We start from the raw sequence: 15,407 nt of genomic DNA, 5'->3' as shown, positions 1-15,407 counted from the left end.
GACGACGTTGGCGAGCTCGTGCTCGGGCAACAGCCACAGTCTATCAGCGCCCGCTCCGAGGCGGCCGCAGGTGCGGATGACCGCGCGTCAGGCGTGCAGCGCCTCGTTGAGCGTGACGCCGACGCCCGCGCGACGCACGGCCTCGACCGCGCCGCTGATCGAGTTGCGGCGGAACAGCAGTCCGTTCTGCCCCGACAGCTCGGCGCCCTTCACGCTGGTGCGGGTGCCCTCGGCCGTCACGGGGCCGTCGACGAGCACGATCTTGGTGCCGGCGGTGACGTAGAGGCCCGCCTCGACCACGCAGTCGTCGCCCAGCGAGATGCCGATACCGGCGTTCGCGCCCAGGAGCGTGCGCGACCCGATCGAGACACGGTGCGAGCCCCCGCCCGAGAGGGTTCCCATGATCGATGCGCCGCCGCCGATGTCGCTGCCGTCGCCCACGACGACGCCCTGCGAGATGCGGCCCTCGACCATCGAGGCCCCGAGGGTGCCCGCGTTGAAGTTGACGAATCCCTCGTGCATCACGGTGGTCCCCGGCGCGAGGTGGGCGCCGAGGCGCACGCGCGAGGCATCGGCGATGCGCACGCCCTGCGGCTGCAGGTAGTCGGTCAGGCGGGGGAACTTGTCGAGCCCCTGCACCTGGATTCCCGCGCGCTGGAGCTGCGGACGCAGGCGGGCGGCATCGGCGGGGAGCACGGGGCCCGCGTTCGTCCAGGCGACGTTCGGGAGGTGACCGAAGATCCCGTCGAGGTTCAGCTCGTTCGGGCGCACGAGCAGGTGCGAGAGCGCGTGCAGACGCAGGTAGGCGTCGGCGGTCGAGGCCGGAGCGGCATCGAGGTCGATCTCGAGCCGCACCGCCTCGACGGTGACATTGCGCCGTGCGTCGGGACCGGTGAGTCCGTCGAGATCTGCCGCGGCATCCGAGGGCAGGGCGCCGGTGCCGAGGGTGGCGTACCAGGCGTCGAGAACCGTGCCGTCGCCGGCGATGGTCGAGAGTCCGATTCCCCACACGGTGCGCGCATCAGTCATGCCTCCACGGTACCGGCTCCCGCGATCACGCCCGGCCCATGTGACCGGCGTCCGATGACCGCGCGCCGAGGTCATAGGCTGGGGGCATGGTGCTCGATCTGACCGCATCCTCTCTCGACCTCACGCGCGCGATCTGCGACATCGCGAGCGTCTCCGGAGACGAGAAGACCCTGGCCGACGAGATCGAACAGGCGCTCGCGCCGCTCGACCACCTCGAGGTGATCCGGCACGGCAACACGATCGTCGCCCGTACCGACCTCGGTCGCGCCCAGCGGGTGGCCATCGCCGGTCACATCGACACCGTCCCCATCAACGACAACCTGCCCACGCGCCTGATCGACGTCGACGGCGAGGCGTACCTCTGGGGCCGCGGCACGGTCGACATGAAGGCGGGCACGGCGGTGCAGCTGAAGCTCGCCGCCGAGCTGACCGATCCCGTCGTCGACATCACGTGGATGTGGTACGACAACGAGGAGGTCGAGGCGTCGAAGAACGGGCTCGGTCTGCTCGCCGCCGTGCGTCCCGATCTCTTCGTCGCCGACTTCGCGATCCTCGGAGAGCCGTCCGACGGTGAGGTCGAGGGCGGATGCAACGGCACCATGCGCGCGATCGTGCGCACGAGCGGTGTCCGCGCGCACAGCGCACGCGCCTGGATCGGCGAGAACGCCATCCACCGCGCGGCCCCCATCCTCGCCCGCCTGGGCGAGTACCGGGCGCGCGAGGTGCTGGTCGAGGGTCTTCTGTACCGCGAGAGCCTCAGCGCCGTGCGCATCAGCGGCGGTGTCGCGGGCAACGTCATCCCCGATGCCTGCGAGGTCGAGATCAACTACCGGTTCGCTCCGAGCAAGTCGGCGGCGGATGCCGAGGCTCACCTGCGCAGTGTGCTCGCGGGCTTCGACCTCGAGGTCACGGACTCGGCGGAGGGTGCACGTCCCGGCCTCGACGCACCGATCGCCCAGCAGTTCGTGGCCGCCGTCGGCGCGGAACCGCGCCCCAAGTACGGCTGGACCGATGTCGCCCGTTTCTCTGCGCTCGGCATCCCGGCGGTGAACTACGGGCCCGGCGATCCCCACCTCGCCCACCACGACGAGGAGCGCGTTCCCGTCGCGCAGATCGATGCCGTCGAGCGGGGACTGCGGGCGTGGCTCAGCTCGCACTGAGCGCCGCGCGTCGGTGGGCGCAGATGCCGCTGCCGCTGCGCATCGCCGTCATCTACCTGATCGCCCGGCTCGTCACGACGGGCTTCCTCCTCTTCGCGGCATCCGCCTCGACGTCGCTGTCGCGCTTCGGAGCGGATGCCGGACTGGCCGACTTCGTGCTCGGCTGGGATGCGCAGTGGTACTGGCTGGTCGCGGAGAGCGGATACCCCTCGACGCTCGAGCTGACCGACGCGGGCACCGTCGTCGAGAACCAGTGGGCGTTCATGCCCGTCTTCGCCTACGCGGCGAAGGCGATCGGGTTCCTTTTCGGATCCTGGGGAGTGGGGGCGTTCCTGCTCTCGTTCGTGGCCGGCTATCTCGCCTGCCTCGCTCTGCATCGGCTGCTGCGTGACCGGATCGGATCCTCCGCGGCGCTGTGGGCGGTGGTGTTCTTCGCCGCGGGGCCGCTCGCGGCGATGTTCCAGGTGGGATACGCCGAAACGCTGTTCCTGCTCCTGCTCTTCCTGGCACTGGACGCGGTGATCCGCCGCCGGTACGCCTGGCTGTACCTCCTGCTCCCGATCATGGCGTTCACCCGCCCGGGCATCCTGGCGTTCGCGCTGCTGCTCGGCCTCCACGGCATCGCCCGCTGGATGAACCGTCGCCGCGAACCGCTGACCGCCGTCGAGATCGTGCACATCGTCGCGACGGCGGCGCTGGCGACCGTCGCCGGTTTCTCGTGGCAGGTGATCGCCGGTCTCGTCACCGGCGACATGGGCGCGTACCTCGCCACCGAGCTGGCGTGGCGTCAGCACTGGATCAGCGGGGGAGTGGCCGGGTTCGTACCCTTCGAGGGCTGGATCCAGGCGTCGCAGTTCTGGTTCGCGCAGTGGGGGATCCCCGCGTGGTGCGGCCCGATCGGACTCGTGGTCATCGTCGTCGCCACCGGACTCGCGCTCCTGCGCTCGCCGCAGGTTCGAGCGCTCGGTCTCGACCTCCGGCTCTGGAGCGCGAGCTACCTGCTGTACCTGCTGGCGGTGTTCTTCCCGCAGTCGAGCACCTTCCGGCTGCTCCTGCCGATCAGTCCGCTCTGGGGAGCGGTGGCGGTGCCGCGCTCGCGGCTCTGGCGGCTGAGCGTTCTGGCGCTGTGCCTCGTGGGTCAGGGCGTGTGGATCTACTTCGTCTACGCGCTCGGGAACACCTTCTGGCAGGTGCCGTGAACATGAAGAATCGATGCATTTCTTCACAGGTGACGCTCAGGTCGCGACGACACCGATAAACTCTTCCCATACCACCGAGGAAAGGAAGCCGCGATGGCAGCGATGAAGCCGAGGACCGGGGACGGCCCCATGGAGGCCGTGAAAGAAGGACGACTCATCATCGTGCGCGTTCCGCTCGAAGGAGGAGGCCGTCTGGTCGTCTCCGTGAACGACGCCGAGGCCAAGGAGCTTCACGACGTGCTGGCAGCCGTCGTGGCGCCGGCCTGAGTCACCCCGATCCGTCTCACGGATCAACCGAAGGAGGCGGCGGATCATCGGATCCGCCGCCTCCTTCGTCTGTCGTGGGGAGCGTCAGTCGCGCTCGGCGACGCTGATCAACTGCAGCAGGCCCTCGCCCGCGGGAGACACGGTCGCGAGCACGGCCGACGACTCCTGGGTCTCCTGGATCAGGGAGCGGTAGCCCGCCGTGATCTCATCGCGCTGCACGGGGTCGGCCACGCGGCCTCCCGCGAGAACGCGGGGGACGAGCACGATACCGCCGCGGCGGACGAGGCGCAGTCCGTGCTCGACGTAGTCGATGACGTTCTCGGGATCGGCGTCGACGAGCACGATGTCGTAGGCGTCCTCGTTCATGCGGGGGAGCACATCGGCGGCGCGGCCCGTGATGAAGCGGGCGCGGGTGGCCGGGACCTTCGCGTCGGAGAACGACTGGCGGGCCGCGGCGAGGTGCTCGGGCTCGTTGTCGATCGAGGTGAGCACGGCCTGCGGCGCGCCGCGCAGCAGCCAGAGTCCGGAGACTCCGGCGCCGGTGCCGATCTCGACGATCGAACGGGCGGCGGTCGCGGCGGCGAGCACGGCGATCTGCGAGCCGACGGCGATGCTGATCGGCGCCGCTCCGAGCTCGACGCCGTGCGCCCGAGCGCGCGCGATCGCATCCGGTTCCGTGAGGGACTCTCGGATGAAACGTGCGTTCGCGTCGTGTTCGCTCATGACCTGATCCTCCCGTCCACGCTGTGACTCCTCCCAGCGTATTGGCTCGGTGCGCACGCGGAGCGCAGGCGCGGCGGTAGCCTGGACAGATGCAGTTCGGGTTGACCTTCGAGAAGCTTCTGCTGATCGGTCTCATCGCGGTGCTCATCGTGGGCCCCGAACGCCTTCCGCGCATGGCCGAGGGCTTCGCCAAGGTCGTGCGCCGCGCCGGGGAGTACCTCCGCGACACGCGCACCCGCGTGCGCGACGAGATGGGCCCCGAGCTCGACGACGTCGACTGGCGCAAGCTCGACCCCCGCCAGTACGACCCCCGTCGCATCATCCGGGACGCCCTCCTCGAGGAGCCGACCCCTCCGACGCATCCGATGGCGGCGGCCGCCGCCATTGCGGAGCCCGAGCCGCGCACCCCGCCGCAGAGGTTCACTCCCGGCGAGCTGCCGCCCTTCGATCTCGAAGCCACCTGATCGCATCGGCGATCGACGGCGGTCGCGACCTCAGCCGAGCGACATCGGCAGCGGGCGACCGGCGAGTCCGCGCCCGCGCCCGGCCAGGGAACGTGCGAGGGTGCGGATGGCCGTGGCCGCGGCATCCGTCTCGGCATCCAGCACGACCGGAGCACCTGCATCCCCGCCGGCGCGCAAGGCGGGGCTCAGGGGGATCGAGGCCAGCAGAGGGACGCCGGCTCCGTCGGACGACAGCGCCTCCGCGACCGCGGCTCCACCGCCCGCACCGAACAGATCGACCACGGTCCCGTCGGGGAGGGTGAGACCCGCCATGTTTTCGACCACCCCAATCACGCGCTGACCGGTCTGACGAGCGACGAGCCCGCTGCGAATGGCGACCTCGGCGGCGGCCGCCTGCGGGGTCGTCACCACGAGCACCTCGGCGTGCGGCAGCAGCTGTCCGATCGAGATGGCGATGTCGCCGGTGCCCGGCGGCATGTCGATCAGCAGGATGTCGAGGTCGCCGAAGTGCACGTCGGTGAGGAACTGCGACACGGTGCGGTGCAGCATCGGGCCTCGCCAGGCGACCACGCCCTCGCCTTCGCGCAGGAACATCCCGATCGATATGGTCTTCACCCCGTGCGCGACCGGCGGCAGCATGAGGTCGTCGATGCGCGTCGGCTGCGTGCCCGCGGGGATGCCCAGCAACCCGGGGATGGAGAAGCCGTGCACATCCGCGTCGACGAGGCCGACCGCGAGGCCGAGGTCGGCGAGGGCGACGGCGAGATTCGCGGTGACGGTCGACTTGCCGACGCCGCCCTTGCCGCTGGAGACGAGGATCACGCGTGTCAGGGAGTCCGGGCCGAAGGGCATCTGGCGGGGTGCTCTGCCGTCGCGCAGCTTCTCGGTCAGGCGCTTGCGCTCCTCGGGCGTCATCACCCCGACCTCGACCTCGACGGCGTCGATGCCGGGAACGGATGCCGCGGCACGGCGCACATCGGACTCGATCTTCGTCGCGGCCGGGCACCCGACGATCGTCAGGACGATCCCGACGGTGGCGCTGCCGCCCTCCACGACGATGTCGCGCACCATGTCGAGGTCGCCGATCGGACGTCGGAGTTCCGGATCGGATACCGCGGCGACCGCGCGTCGGACGTCATCGGCGGACGTCATGCGCGCGGGCGACGCGGAGGCCTCGTCGCCACCGGCCCCGTGGTCGGCGCGGGGGAGGCCGCGGGGGCCTCGGGGTCCGCGTCGTGGTCGCCGAGGTCGGCGAGCAGTGCCTTGAGCTCCTGTCGCAGCACGTCGCGCGTGACGACGTGCGAGTTGCGCTCCTCGAGCGCCATGCGCAGCGCGACGATCTCGCGGGCGAGGTACTCGGTGTCGGCGAGGTTCCGCTCGGCGCGCTGACGGTCCTGCTCGATCTGCACCCGGTCACGGTCGTCCTGCCGGTTCTGCGCGAGTAGGATCAGCGGCGCGGCGTAGGAGGCCTGCAACGAGAGCACGAGGGTCAGAGCGGTGAATCCGAGGGCGGCGTCGTCGAACCGCAGGCTCGTGGGCGACATCGTGTTCCACACGATCCACAGGATGCAGAACAGGCTGAGGATCAGCAGGAACGCCGGTGTGCCCATCGCGCGGGCCACCCACTCGGTGAACCGTCCGAAGCGGTCGCGCGAGGTCGGACGCTGACGGGTCGTGCCGCGCCCGAGCGGGGCGTCGAGGCGGGGGGAGCGGGCCATCAGCGCACCTCCGTGGTCGTGTCGTCCGACACCTCATCGACATCGTGCGTGCGCCAGTCGTCGGGCAGCAGGTAGTCGAGCACATCGTCGACGCTGATCGCACCGACGAGCCGGTGCGCGGCATCGACGACGGGGAGCGAGACGAGGTCGTAGCTGGCCAGCAGACGGGCGACCTCGGCCGCGGAGGCCGTGGCGGACACCGGTTCGAGACTGTCGTCGACGATCGCGCCGAGGCGCTCGTGCGGCGGGTAGCGCAGCATCCGTTGGAAGTGCACGACGCCGAGGAGGCGGCCCGTCGGCGTCTCGAACGGGGGGAGGGTGACGAAGACCGCGGCCGCGAGGGCGGGGTGCAGCTCGTGGCGACGGATCAGCGCGAGCGCCTCGGCGACCGTCGCGTCGGCCGAGAGCACGATCGGCTCGGGCGTCATGAGCCCGCCGGCGGTGTCGGGGCCGTAGCGCAGCAGCATGCGCACGTCTTCGGCCTCCTCCGGCTCCATGAGTTCGAGGAGGTGCTCCAGGCGGTTCGGGGGGAGCTGGGCGAGCAGGTCGGCCGCGTCGTCCGGTTCCATCTGGTCGAGGATGTCGGCGGCGCGCTCGTCGCCGAGGCGGTCGAGGATGTGCACCTGCTCGTCCTCGGGCATCTCCTCCATGGCGTCGGCGAGGCGGTCGTCGGACAGCTCCTCGGCGACCTCGATCATGCGCTGCTGCGGCAGATCGAGGAGCGTGTTGGCGAGGTCGGCCGCGTGCAGCTCGGAGTACGACGCCACGAGCTGTTCGGCGGACTGCGACTCCCCGGGCGCGCGCTCCTCGGTGACCTCGCTCCAGGCGGCGAAGGTCGTCGAGCCCTTCGCGAACGGCGAGGCGCTGGTCTTCGGCTTCCGGAGGAACAGCTGGCTGACGGCCCACTCGCCGAGTCGATTCGGCTCGATGGCGACGTCTTCGATCACAGCCGTGCCGCTGCCGTCGGCGAAGCTGACACGGCGCCCCAGCATCTCGGCGAGGACGCGCACCTCGCCGGCGCGCGGCGAGAAGCGGCGCACGTTGATGAGCCCGGTGCTGATGACCTGACCGGAGCGGATCGAGGTGACCCGACCGATCGACAGGAAGACGTGGCGACGGCCCGGGATCTCGACGACGAGGCCGATCACGCGGGGGGCCGCGGTACTTCGGTACACGATGACGACGTCCCGGACCTTGCCGAGCCGGTCGCCCACGGGGTCGAAGACGGCGCAACCGGCCAGGCGCGCGGCGAATACCCGTTGTGTGCTCACCCACCCAGCGTAGTCCGCGCGGCCCCGGGGCGTCCCCCGGATCGACGCTCCGAGGACGCGCGCATCGAGGCGTGGGACAATGGGCGGATGAGCATGCTCAACCGTCCCGTGAACAGCACCGACACCGGCGAGATGGTGGCGTCCACCCGTGACTACGCCACCGCGCAGAAGACCGTGTCCACGCTGATCGCCGCCGAGATCCCCGCCCGTGACATCGCGATCGTGGGCCAGGGCGTCCGCACGGTCGAGCGCATCACCGGTCGCCTCGGCTACGCGACGGCCGCGCGTTCCGGTGCGGTGAACGGCGTGCTCATCGGCCTCTTCCTTTCGGCGATCCTCGTGATCGGCAATCCCGAGGTCCCGATCCAGCTGTTCCTGGGCTTCGTGCTCATCGGCGTGGCGATCGGCATGATCCTCAGCCTCGTGACCTTCGCGATCGTCCGCCGACGTCGCGACTTCGCGAGTGTGACGCAGCTGGCGGCCGACCACTACGAGGTCACGGTGCTGCCGGCGTCGCTGGCGAAGGCTCGTCAGGCGCTGGGGACCGCCCGCCAGGCGCCCGTGCGCCCGCCGGTCGATCTCGACGAGCCCCCGCGCTACGGCGAGCGGATCACGCCGGGGAGCCAGGGACAGGCGCCCGTGCCCTCCGGCGAACCGGTGATCCCGCCGCGGCCCGCCGCACCGGTCGCTCCCGGAGCAGACGCGCCGACCGCGCCCGAGGGCACCGAGCCCGGCGAAACGGAGCAGGGCAAGCCCGCGAAGCCCTCCGAGGGCGGCGCTCCCGCTGCAGGTACGCCCGAGCCCGCCTGATGCTCGCATCCGGACGCTCGTCGTTCGAGGTCGCCCTGCCCGCAGGTGGCACGCAGGTCTCGGTCGAGCGCACCCCGGGCGAGGGGCGTACGACGATCCTGATCGCCCACGGTGCGGGTGCCGGAATGGACCACCCGTTCCTCACCGGGCTCGCCGCGGCGTTGATGGAGGCCGGGCTCTCGACCGCGAGGTTCAACTTCCCCTACGTGGAGCAGGGGCGACGGATGCCGGGCCCCGCCGCGCACGCGATCGCGACGTGGCGCGCCGCCGTCGCCGCGGAGCGGGAGCTCGACCCGACCGCGCGGATCATCGCGGCCGGCAAGTCGTACGGCGGCCGGATGGCCTCGATGGCCGTGGCCGAGGGACTCGACGTCGACGCTCTCGTCTATCTCGGCTATCCGTTGCACCCGCCGGGCGCCCCCGAGAAGCTGCGCGCCGAGCATCTGCCGGCGATCGCCGTGCCCCAGTTGTTCATCGAGGGCTCGAACGACCCGTTCATCCAGCCGCTCACGCAGTTCGAGGAGGTCGTCGAGGCCTGCCGGGATGCGCGCGTCGCCTGGATCGACGGCGGAGGTCACAGCTTCGAAGTGAAGGGGCGCAAGCGTCCGGCATCCGATATCGGTGCCGGGCTCGCGCCCCTCCTCGTGGACTTCGCCGCCCGGATCTGACTCCCGAGGGATCAGCTCTGGACGCGGGCGATCCAAGCCTCGATCTCGTCGGCCGTGCGGGGGATGCCGGCCGAGAGGTTGACGGGGCCGTCCTCGGTCATGAGGATGTCGTCCTCGATGCGCACGCCGATCCCGCGGAGTTCGGCGGGTACGGTGAGATCGTCGATCTGGAAGTACAGGCCGGGCTCGATCGTGAACACCATGCCCGGGGCGACGATGCCGTCGTAGTACATCTCGCGGCGGGCCTGGGCGCAGTCGTGCACGTCGATGCCGAGGTGGTGCGAGGTGCCGTGCACCATGTAGCGGCGGTGCTGGCCGCCGGCCTCGGCGTCGAGGGCCTCCTCGGCCGTGACGGGGAGCAGACCCCACTCCGCGACGCGAGCGGCGATCACGGTCATGGCCGCGGCGTGGATGTCGCGGAAGCGCACCCCGACCTTCGCGGCGGCGAAGGCGACGTCGGCCGCTTCGCGCACGGCTTCGTAGACGCGGCGCTGCACATCGGTGAACGTGCCGGAGACGGGCAGTGTGCGGGTGATGTCGGCGGTGTAGAGGCTGTCGGCCTCGACACCGGCGTCGACGAGGATCAGATCGCCGGGCACCACGGCGCCGTCGTTGCGGGTCCAGTGCAGGTAGCAGGCGTGGGGCCCGGAGGCGGCGATGGTGTCGTATCCCTCCCCGTTGCCGTCCTCGCGCGCCCGGCGGTGGAACACGCCCTCGACGACGCGCTCGCCGCGCGCGTGCGCCACGGCGGAGGGGAGCTCGCGGATGATGTCGTCGAAGCCGGCGGCGGTGATCTCGACCGCACGTCGCATCTCGGCGATCTCGAAGTCGTCCTTGATGAGGCGCAGCTCGGAGACCGCACGGGTCAGCGCCTCGTCCTCATCGAGCACCAGCTCGCCCTCGGCCGGCGCGAACTCGGCCAGGTGCGCGGTGGTGAGGGCGAGGTCGGCGGCGACACCGGCCAGCGAGGGGCGCGGTCCGATCCAGAACTCTCCGACGGTGGCGTCGGCGTAGAACTCGGTCGTGGTGCGGTCGGCACGCTCGCGGAAGTACAGGGTCACGTCGTGACCGTCGTCGGTCGGGTCGAAGACGAGCACCGAGTCGGGCTCGGTGTCGGATGCCCAGCCGGTGAGGTGCGCGAAGGCGGAGTGCGCACGGAACACGTAGTCGGTGTCGTTGCTGCGCTGCTTGAGGGAGCCCGCCGGGATGACGAGGCGCTTACCGGGGAACGCGGCCGAGAGCGCGGCGCGGCGCACGGCGGCGTAGGGTGCCTGCTCGCGCGCGCCGGGAAGCGTCTCGGGACGCTCGGCCCACCCGGTCGAGATGGTGTCGAGGAAGCCCTGCGGGAACGGCTGCTTGCGATTCGTGTTGCTGTTCTCGACGTCGGGTTCGGCGATCGTGTCGCGTTCTGCTGCGGTGCTCATCCCTCAAGTCTCTCACTCGGGGATGCACGCCGCCTCTCAGCCGGCGGGCTCGAGCTGCACCACGAGGGCACGGTGATCGCTGCCGCCGGCGTCGTCGAGCACGACCGAACCGGTGGGCGTCCAGTTCTGCGAGGCCATCACATGATCGATCGGCGCGCCCGCCAACGGGGGCAGCGAGCTGGGCCAGGTTCCGACGACTCCGTTGCCGGTGCGCGAAGCGACATCGCGGCAGTACCCGATGTCACCGCCCTCGATGCCGAGACCGGCCATGTGGTCGATCGTCGCGTTGAAGTCGCCCGCGAGGATGAAATCGCCCGCGGGGCACTGGTCGGCGATCCACTGGAGATCGGACTGCCACTGCTGCATCTCCTCCACGCGGGGCGCCACGGCGTGCACCGCCACGACCGTCGGCCCGCTCCCATCGACCGGCATCAGCACGACGCTGGGCACCGAGCCGGTGTTGCTCGTGCCGTCCTGCGACGATTCGATGACCGAGTACTCCCCGAGGTCGGGGGAGACCAGGACGGTCGTCTGCCAGGACTGCGGGCCGTCGGGCACGTCGGGGCGGAACTGCACGTGGTGCACCCACATCGGATGCCCCTGCTCGCGCAGCATGAGCGCGATGCGCTCGCCCACGGCCTCGGTCGTCTCGGGGAGTGCGACGATGTCGGCTCCCTGGTCGAGGATCTCCTGGGCGATCTGGTCGGCCGACACCGCCTCGCCGGCGGTGTTCCAGGTCAGAACACGGACGCTCGTCTCCGTCTTGTCGGGGAGGGTCGACGTGCCGAATCCGCGGGTCGCTCCGATGATTCCGGTCGCTCCGGCTCCGAGCAGCGCGACGATGAGGATCGAGGCGGCGAAGCCGCGCAGCGGGCGGGCGAGCAGGAGCAGCAGCGCCAGGAGCGCGATCACCACGAAGATGCCCAGCACCACACCGCGCGCCGCGACGACCTGCGCGAAGGGATAGGTCTGCTCCAGCCGGAAGAACTGCGGCCACACCACGACGGCCGTGGCGGCGGCGAACAGCACGGTGATCAGGATTCCGAGGAGGCGAAACATCCCCTCCAGCGTAGGAGCGCCGCCTGTGAAGTCCCTGCCGCGACAGGCGGGACTGCGCTCCCGTGCGCCCGCCCTCCGCCCCGCTCGGTACGCTCGGAGGATGGCCCCTGAGCACTCCCGTCGATTCGTCGGTCCTGCCGACCTGCATCTGCACTCGAATCACTCCGACGGAACCGAGGCGCCGGCCGAGGTCGTGCGCCAGGCGCACGCGCACGGACTGCGCACGATCGCGCTCACCGACCACGACCGCACGACCGGTTGGGGCGAGGCGGCGGAGGCGACGGCGGCGCTGGGAATGACCTTCCTGCCGGGGATGGAACTGTCGGCGAAGCACGACTGGCGCAGCGTCCACGTGCTGGGCTACCTGTTCGACCCCGACGACGCGGCCCTGCGGGCGGAGACGGATCGCATCCGCGGCGACCGCATCGGCCGGGCCGAGCGGATCGTCCGCAGCATCGGCCGCGACTACGACCTGCACTGGGACGACGTGCTCGCCCAGACCACGCCGGACGCGACGGTCGGTCGCCCGCACATCGCGGATGCGCTCGTCGCACGAGGAATCGTCCGCGACCGCACCGAGGCGTTCGACGGCATCCTGCATCCGCGCGAGGGGTATTACGAGCCGCACTACGCGCCGGATCCGCTCACCGCCGTCCGGCTCATCACGGACGCCGGGGGAGTGGCGATCATCGCCCACCCGGTGACCTCCGGTCGCGACCGTATGATGCCGATGTCGTTCCTGGGGCAGCTGATCGATGCGGGGCTCGGCGGCTTCGAGATCGACCATCGGGAGAACACCGAGGCGGGGAAGGCCCTGCTGCGCGAACTCGCCGCTCGACGCGATCTCATCGTCACCGGCTCCAGCGACTACCACGGCAGCGGCAAGCCCAACCGGCCCGGGGAGAACACCACGAGCGACGAGATGGTCGAGCGCCTGATCGCGCGCGCCTCCGGTACCACACCGCGCTACCCCTGACGGGGCTTCCCGGCATACTGGCGGTCGACTCCCGGCGCTCTCGCCGTCGTCGTCGATACGCTCGCCCGATGCAACGCGCCACCTCGCTCGAGCTCCGGATCGACGCGGCCGCTCACCGTCTGCTCCGCGATGCCCCGGCGAACGGCATCCGCGCGTTCCTCGTCGAGTTCGCCGTCTTCGTGCTCAAGCAGGCCTGGGCCTGCATCTTCGGCGCGGCGCTCCTCGTTGTGATCGTCGCCGCGCGGCTCTGGTATCCCGATGATGCGGCCCTCGCCCGGAACGATGCCCTCACGATCGCCGCCGTGCTCATCCAGGTCGCGATGCTGGTGTTCCGGCTCGAGAGCGGACGCGAGCTGTGGGTGATCCTGCTCTTCCACGTCACCGGCACGGTCATGGAGTTGTTCAAGACCGACGTGGGGTCGTGGGCGTATGCCGCCGACGGCATCCTCCGCATCGGCGGAGTGCCGCTGTTCAGCGGCTTCATGTACGCCGCGGTCGGCTCGTACATGGTGCGCGTCTACCGCCTGTTCGATCTCGGGTTCACGCGCTACCCGCGCCGATGGCTCACCGCCCTCGTCGCCCTGGCGATCTACGCGAACTTCTTCGCGCACCACTACTGGTGGGATGCGCGCTGGGTTCTGCTGATCGCCGTGCTCGTGCTCTGGCTGCCGACGGTCATGCACGCGCGGGTCTGGCGGCGGACGCTGCGTATCCCACTCCTGCTGGCGTTCGCCGGCGTCGCGGTGTTCATCTACTTCGCCGAGAACATCGGCACGCTGGCCGGTGCCTGGGCGTACCCGGATCAGGCCGATGGATGGCAACCCGTCTCGCCGAGCAAGCTCGTGTCGTGGTTCCTGCTCATGATCATCTCGGTCGTGCTCGTGACGTGGGTGTACCCGCCGAAGGCCCCGGCGCGGGCCCGAGCCGGGACATGAAAGAGGGGCGGATGCCGCAGCATCCGCCCCTCTGTCGAAACCGTCTCAGGCGCCCGCGACCGGTGCCGCGCCCGCTCCGCCGGAACCTCCGCGACGACGGCGGCGACGGCGAGCCGGGGCGGGCTTTCCGTCGTGGTGCTCCTTGCCCGCACCGTCGTGCGTGCCGGCGCCCTCGGCGCTGCGATCGGCGGCGGGGGCACCGTCGCCGTCACCCGAGGCCGCAGGTGCGGCGCCCTCGGCGAACGTCGAACCGACCGGGTTCGCCCCGCCGCGACGGCGACGACGGCGGCGCGTGCCGCCCTCGTCGGTGCCCTCGGCAGCGGCATCCGCTGCGCGCTCGGGGCGCGGGGTGCGCGGGGGACGGGTCGACTCCGCCTTGGGCGCCGAGACGAGACGGCCCTTCGTGCCGGCGGGGATGTCGAGGTCCTCGTACAGGTGCGGGCTCGAGGAGTAGGTCTCGACGGGCTCGGGCTGACCGAACTCGAGGGCGCGGTTGATCAGGGCCCACTTGTGCAGGTCCTCCCAGTCGACGAACGTGACCGCGATACCGGTCTTGCCCGCGCGGCCCGTGCGGCCCGCGCGGTGCAGGTACGTCTTGTCCTCGTCCGGGATCGTGTGGTTGATCACATGCGTGACGTCGTCGACGTCGATGCCGCGGGCGGCGACGTCGGTCGCGACCAGGACGTCCTTCTTGCCGGCCTTGAACGCCGCCATCGAGCGCTCGCGCTGGTCCTGGCCCATGTCGCCGTGCACTCCGCCGACATTGAAACCGCGGTCGCCCAGCTCGTCGACCAGGCGCTGCGCGGCGCGCTTGGTGCGGGTGAAGATCACGGTCTTGCCGCGGCCCTCGGCCTGCAGGATGCGGGCGATGACCTCGTCCTTGTCGAGCGAGTGCGCGCGGTAGACGAGGTGCTTGATGTTCGCCTGCGTGAGGCCCTCGTCGGGGTCGTTGGCGCGGATGTGGATCGGGTTCGTCATGAAGCGACGGGCCAGCGCCACGATCGGGCCGGGCATCGTCGCCGAGAACAGCTGGGTGTGGCGCACGGCCGGCACCTTCTGGAAGATCTTCTCGATGTCGGCGAGGAAGCCGAGGTCGAGCATCTTGTCGGCCTCGTCGAGCACGACCTCGGTCGCGTTCGACAGGTCGAGCAGACGCTGGCCGGCGAGGTCGATCAGGCGACCGGGCGTGCCGACGACGATCTGCGCGCCGGCCTTGAGCTGGTCGATCTGGCCCTCGTACGCCTTGCCGCCGTAGATGGCGACGACGCTGGTCGAGCGGTTGCTGGTGAGCAGGTCGATGTCCTCGTAGACCTGCACCGCGAGCTCGCGGGTCGGCACGACGATGAGCGCCTTCACCCCGTGCTCGGGGTCGAGGCCGAGACGCTGCACGACGGGGATGCCGAAGCCGAAGGTCTTACCGGTTCCGGTCTTCGCCTGGCCGATGATGTCCTGGCCCGGAAGGCCGAGGGGGATGGTCTGCTCCTGGATGGGGAACGCGTCGACGATGCCCTTCGCAGCGAGCGCATCGACGATGTCCTGATCGATCCCGAGATCGGAGAAAGTAGTCACTGTATTCAGATTGCCTGTCCGGCGGTCGTGCTGAGACCGCCACGTTAACGATCCACGCCGTCTCTTGTGCCACAGGCGCGGGCCCCGCTCCGACGGCGGGGACACGCCCAGCCTACCGGAGGGCGACCGAACGCC

Annotated in this window: 16 protein-coding genes; 8 read left to right on the top strand and 8 right to left on the bottom strand. The window is 70.6% G+C overall.

The features are described 5' to 3' along the window. Positions 1 to 87: 87 nt before the first annotated feature. On the bottom strand, positions 88 to 1,029 hold the full coding sequence (gene dapD / locus WFJ97_RS04960; protein ID WP_336640674.1) for a 2,3,4,5-tetrahydropyridine-2,6-dicarboxylate N-succinyltransferase: 942 nt from the start codon (positions 1,027 to 1,029) through the stop codon (positions 88 to 90). 86 nt (positions 1,030 to 1,115) lie between these two features. On the opposite strand from dapD, the gene dapE reads away from it, so the two are divergent. The 3 genes from dapE to WFJ97_RS04945 all read left to right on the top strand — a co-directional run bounded on the left by dapE (position 1,116) and on the right by WFJ97_RS04945 (position 3,655). Beyond that, positions 1,116 to 2,189, top strand: a complete 1,074-nt coding sequence (dapE, locus tag WFJ97_RS04955; protein ID WP_336640673.1) for a succinyl-diaminopimelate desuccinylase — start codon at positions 1,116 to 1,118, stop codon at positions 2,187 to 2,189. Further along, on the top strand, positions 2,171 to 3,388 hold the full coding sequence (locus WFJ97_RS04950) for a hypothetical protein (RefSeq protein WP_336640672.1): 1,218 nt from the start codon (positions 2,171 to 2,173) through the stop codon (positions 3,386 to 3,388). The genes dapE and WFJ97_RS04950 overlap by 19 nt, the downstream gene beginning before the upstream one ends. A 93-nt stretch (positions 3,389 to 3,481) precedes the next feature. Then, positions 3,482 to 3,655 (top strand): DUF3117 domain-containing protein, encoded by a 174-nt coding sequence (locus WFJ97_RS04945; protein ID WP_017203323.1) that lies wholly within the window; start codon positions 3,482 to 3,484, stop codon positions 3,653 to 3,655. An 84-nt stretch (positions 3,656 to 3,739) separates the two neighbouring features. Here the strand turns inward: WFJ97_RS04945 and WFJ97_RS04940 are convergent, their stop codons facing one another. Continuing rightward, entirely contained in the window at positions 3,740 to 4,378 is a 639-nt protein-coding gene (locus WFJ97_RS04940) for an O-methyltransferase (RefSeq protein WP_247622945.1), read from the bottom strand. 89 nt (positions 4,379 to 4,467) lie between these two features. Here WFJ97_RS04940 and WFJ97_RS04935 point away from each other — a divergent pair, with 89 nt between their 5' ends. Continuing rightward, positions 4,468 to 4,842, top strand: coding sequence for a Sec-independent protein translocase TatB (locus WFJ97_RS04935; protein WP_247622944.1), 375 nt, complete (start codon positions 4,468 to 4,470; stop codon positions 4,840 to 4,842). 30 nt (positions 4,843 to 4,872) lie between these two features. Here WFJ97_RS04935 and WFJ97_RS04930 read toward each other — a convergent pair whose 3' ends face one another. Genes WFJ97_RS04930 through WFJ97_RS04920 form a run of 3 tightly spaced genes read right to left on the bottom strand, consistent with a single transcriptional unit; the run spans position 4,873 to position 7,831 of the window. Beyond that, positions 4,873 to 5,994: an Mrp/NBP35 family ATP-binding protein gene (locus tag WFJ97_RS04930; protein WP_336640671.1), complete on the bottom strand. Its 1,122-nt coding sequence runs from the start codon at positions 5,992 to 5,994 to the stop codon at positions 4,873 to 4,875. After that, positions 5,991 to 6,560, bottom strand: a complete 570-nt coding sequence (locus WFJ97_RS04925) for a DUF1003 domain-containing protein (protein WP_247622942.1) — start codon at positions 6,558 to 6,560, stop codon at positions 5,991 to 5,993. The genes WFJ97_RS04930 and WFJ97_RS04925 overlap by 4 nt, the downstream gene beginning before the upstream one ends. Continuing rightward, positions 6,560 to 7,831, bottom strand: a complete 1,272-nt coding sequence (locus tag WFJ97_RS04920; protein WP_247622941.1) for a magnesium transporter MgtE N-terminal domain-containing protein — start codon at positions 7,829 to 7,831, stop codon at positions 6,560 to 6,562. The genes WFJ97_RS04925 and WFJ97_RS04920 overlap by 1 nt, the downstream gene beginning before the upstream one ends. Before the next feature lie 87 nt (positions 7,832 to 7,918). On the opposite strand from WFJ97_RS04920, the gene WFJ97_RS04915 reads away from it, so the two are divergent. Next, positions 7,919 to 8,641, top strand: coding sequence for a general stress protein (locus WFJ97_RS04915; protein WP_336640670.1), 723 nt, complete (start codon positions 7,919 to 7,921; stop codon positions 8,639 to 8,641). Further along, on the top strand, positions 8,641 to 9,309 hold the full coding sequence (locus WFJ97_RS04910) for an alpha/beta hydrolase family protein (RefSeq protein ID WP_336640669.1): 669 nt from the start codon (positions 8,641 to 8,643) through the stop codon (positions 9,307 to 9,309). The genes WFJ97_RS04915 and WFJ97_RS04910 overlap by 1 nt, the downstream gene beginning before the upstream one ends. 11 nt (positions 9,310 to 9,320) lie before the next feature. On the opposite strand, the gene WFJ97_RS04905 is transcribed toward WFJ97_RS04910, so the two are convergent. Next, a complete protein-coding gene (locus tag WFJ97_RS04905; RefSeq protein WP_336640668.1) occupies positions 9,321 to 10,733 on the bottom strand; it encodes an aminopeptidase P family protein in 1,413 nt (470 codons plus the stop codon). Between the two features lie 36 nt (positions 10,734 to 10,769). Beyond that, positions 10,770 to 11,792 (bottom strand): endonuclease/exonuclease/phosphatase family protein, encoded by a 1,023-nt coding sequence (locus tag WFJ97_RS04900; RefSeq protein ID WP_336640667.1) that lies wholly within the window; start codon positions 11,790 to 11,792, stop codon positions 10,770 to 10,772. 100 nt (positions 11,793 to 11,892) lie between these two features. On the opposite strand from WFJ97_RS04900, the gene WFJ97_RS04895 reads away from it, so the two are divergent. Together WFJ97_RS04895 and WFJ97_RS04890 are read left to right on the top strand one after the other, a co-directional pair. Next, complete coding sequence (locus tag WFJ97_RS04895; RefSeq protein ID WP_336640666.1) at positions 11,893 to 12,768, top strand: PHP domain-containing protein; 876 nt, start codon at positions 11,893 to 11,895, stop codon at positions 12,766 to 12,768. 68 nt (positions 12,769 to 12,836) lie between these two features. Next, positions 12,837 to 13,703, top strand: coding sequence for a DUF817 domain-containing protein (locus tag WFJ97_RS04890; protein ID WP_336640665.1), 867 nt, complete (start codon positions 12,837 to 12,839; stop codon positions 13,701 to 13,703). Between the two features lie 45 nt (positions 13,704 to 13,748). Here WFJ97_RS04890 and WFJ97_RS04885 read toward each other — a convergent pair whose 3' ends face one another. Beyond that, positions 13,749 to 15,272, bottom strand: a complete 1,524-nt coding sequence (locus tag WFJ97_RS04885; RefSeq protein WP_336640664.1) for a DEAD/DEAH box helicase — start codon at positions 15,270 to 15,272, stop codon at positions 13,749 to 13,751. Positions 15,273 to 15,407 lie beyond the last annotated feature (135 nt).

It is taken from the genome of Microbacterium sp. USHLN272 (assembly GCF_037149655.1).
GTDB classification, from domain to species: Bacteria; Actinomycetota; Actinomycetes; order Actinomycetales; family Microbacteriaceae; genus Microbacterium; species Microbacterium galbinum.
Note: the sequence above shows the minus strand (reverse complement) of the source record. Positions and strands in the feature narration are given on the sequence as shown.

Excerpts from the sequence above, each read along its gene's own strand:
- dapD (WP_336640674.1), bottom strand. The coding sequence starts at position 1,029 with ATGACTGATGCGCGCACCGTGTGGGGAATCGGACTCTCGACCATCGCC.
- dapE (WP_336640673.1), top strand. The coding sequence starts at position 1,116 with ATGGTGCTCGATCTGACCGCATCCTCTCTCGACCTCACGCGCGCGATC.
- WFJ97_RS04945 (WP_017203323.1), top strand. The coding sequence starts at position 3,482 with ATGGCAGCGATGAAGCCGAGGACCGGGGACGGCCCCATGGAGGCCGTG.
- WFJ97_RS04940 (WP_247622945.1), bottom strand. The coding sequence starts at position 4,378 with ATGAGCGAACACGACGCGAACGCACGTTTCATCCGAGAGTCCCTCACG.
- WFJ97_RS04935 (WP_247622944.1), top strand. The coding sequence starts at position 4,468 with ATGCAGTTCGGGTTGACCTTCGAGAAGCTTCTGCTGATCGGTCTCATC.
- WFJ97_RS04930 (WP_336640671.1), bottom strand. The coding sequence starts at position 5,994 with ATGACGTCCGCCGATGACGTCCGACGCGCGGTCGCCGCGGTATCCGAT.
- WFJ97_RS04925 (WP_247622942.1), bottom strand. The coding sequence starts at position 6,560 with ATGGCCCGCTCCCCCCGCCTCGACGCCCCGCTCGGGCGCGGCACGACC.
- WFJ97_RS04915 (WP_336640670.1), top strand. The coding sequence starts at position 7,919 with ATGAGCATGCTCAACCGTCCCGTGAACAGCACCGACACCGGCGAGATG.
- WFJ97_RS04910 (WP_336640669.1), top strand. The coding sequence starts at position 8,641 with ATGCTCGCATCCGGACGCTCGTCGTTCGAGGTCGCCCTGCCCGCAGGT.
- WFJ97_RS04905 (WP_336640668.1), bottom strand. The coding sequence starts at position 10,733 with ATGAGCACCGCAGCAGAACGCGACACGATCGCCGAACCCGACGTCGAG.
- WFJ97_RS04900 (WP_336640667.1), bottom strand. The coding sequence starts at position 11,792 with ATGTTTCGCCTCCTCGGAATCCTGATCACCGTGCTGTTCGCCGCCGCC.
- WFJ97_RS04895 (WP_336640666.1), top strand. The coding sequence starts at position 11,893 with ATGGCCCCTGAGCACTCCCGTCGATTCGTCGGTCCTGCCGACCTGCAT.
- WFJ97_RS04890 (WP_336640665.1), top strand. The coding sequence starts at position 12,837 with ATGCAACGCGCCACCTCGCTCGAGCTCCGGATCGACGCGGCCGCTCAC.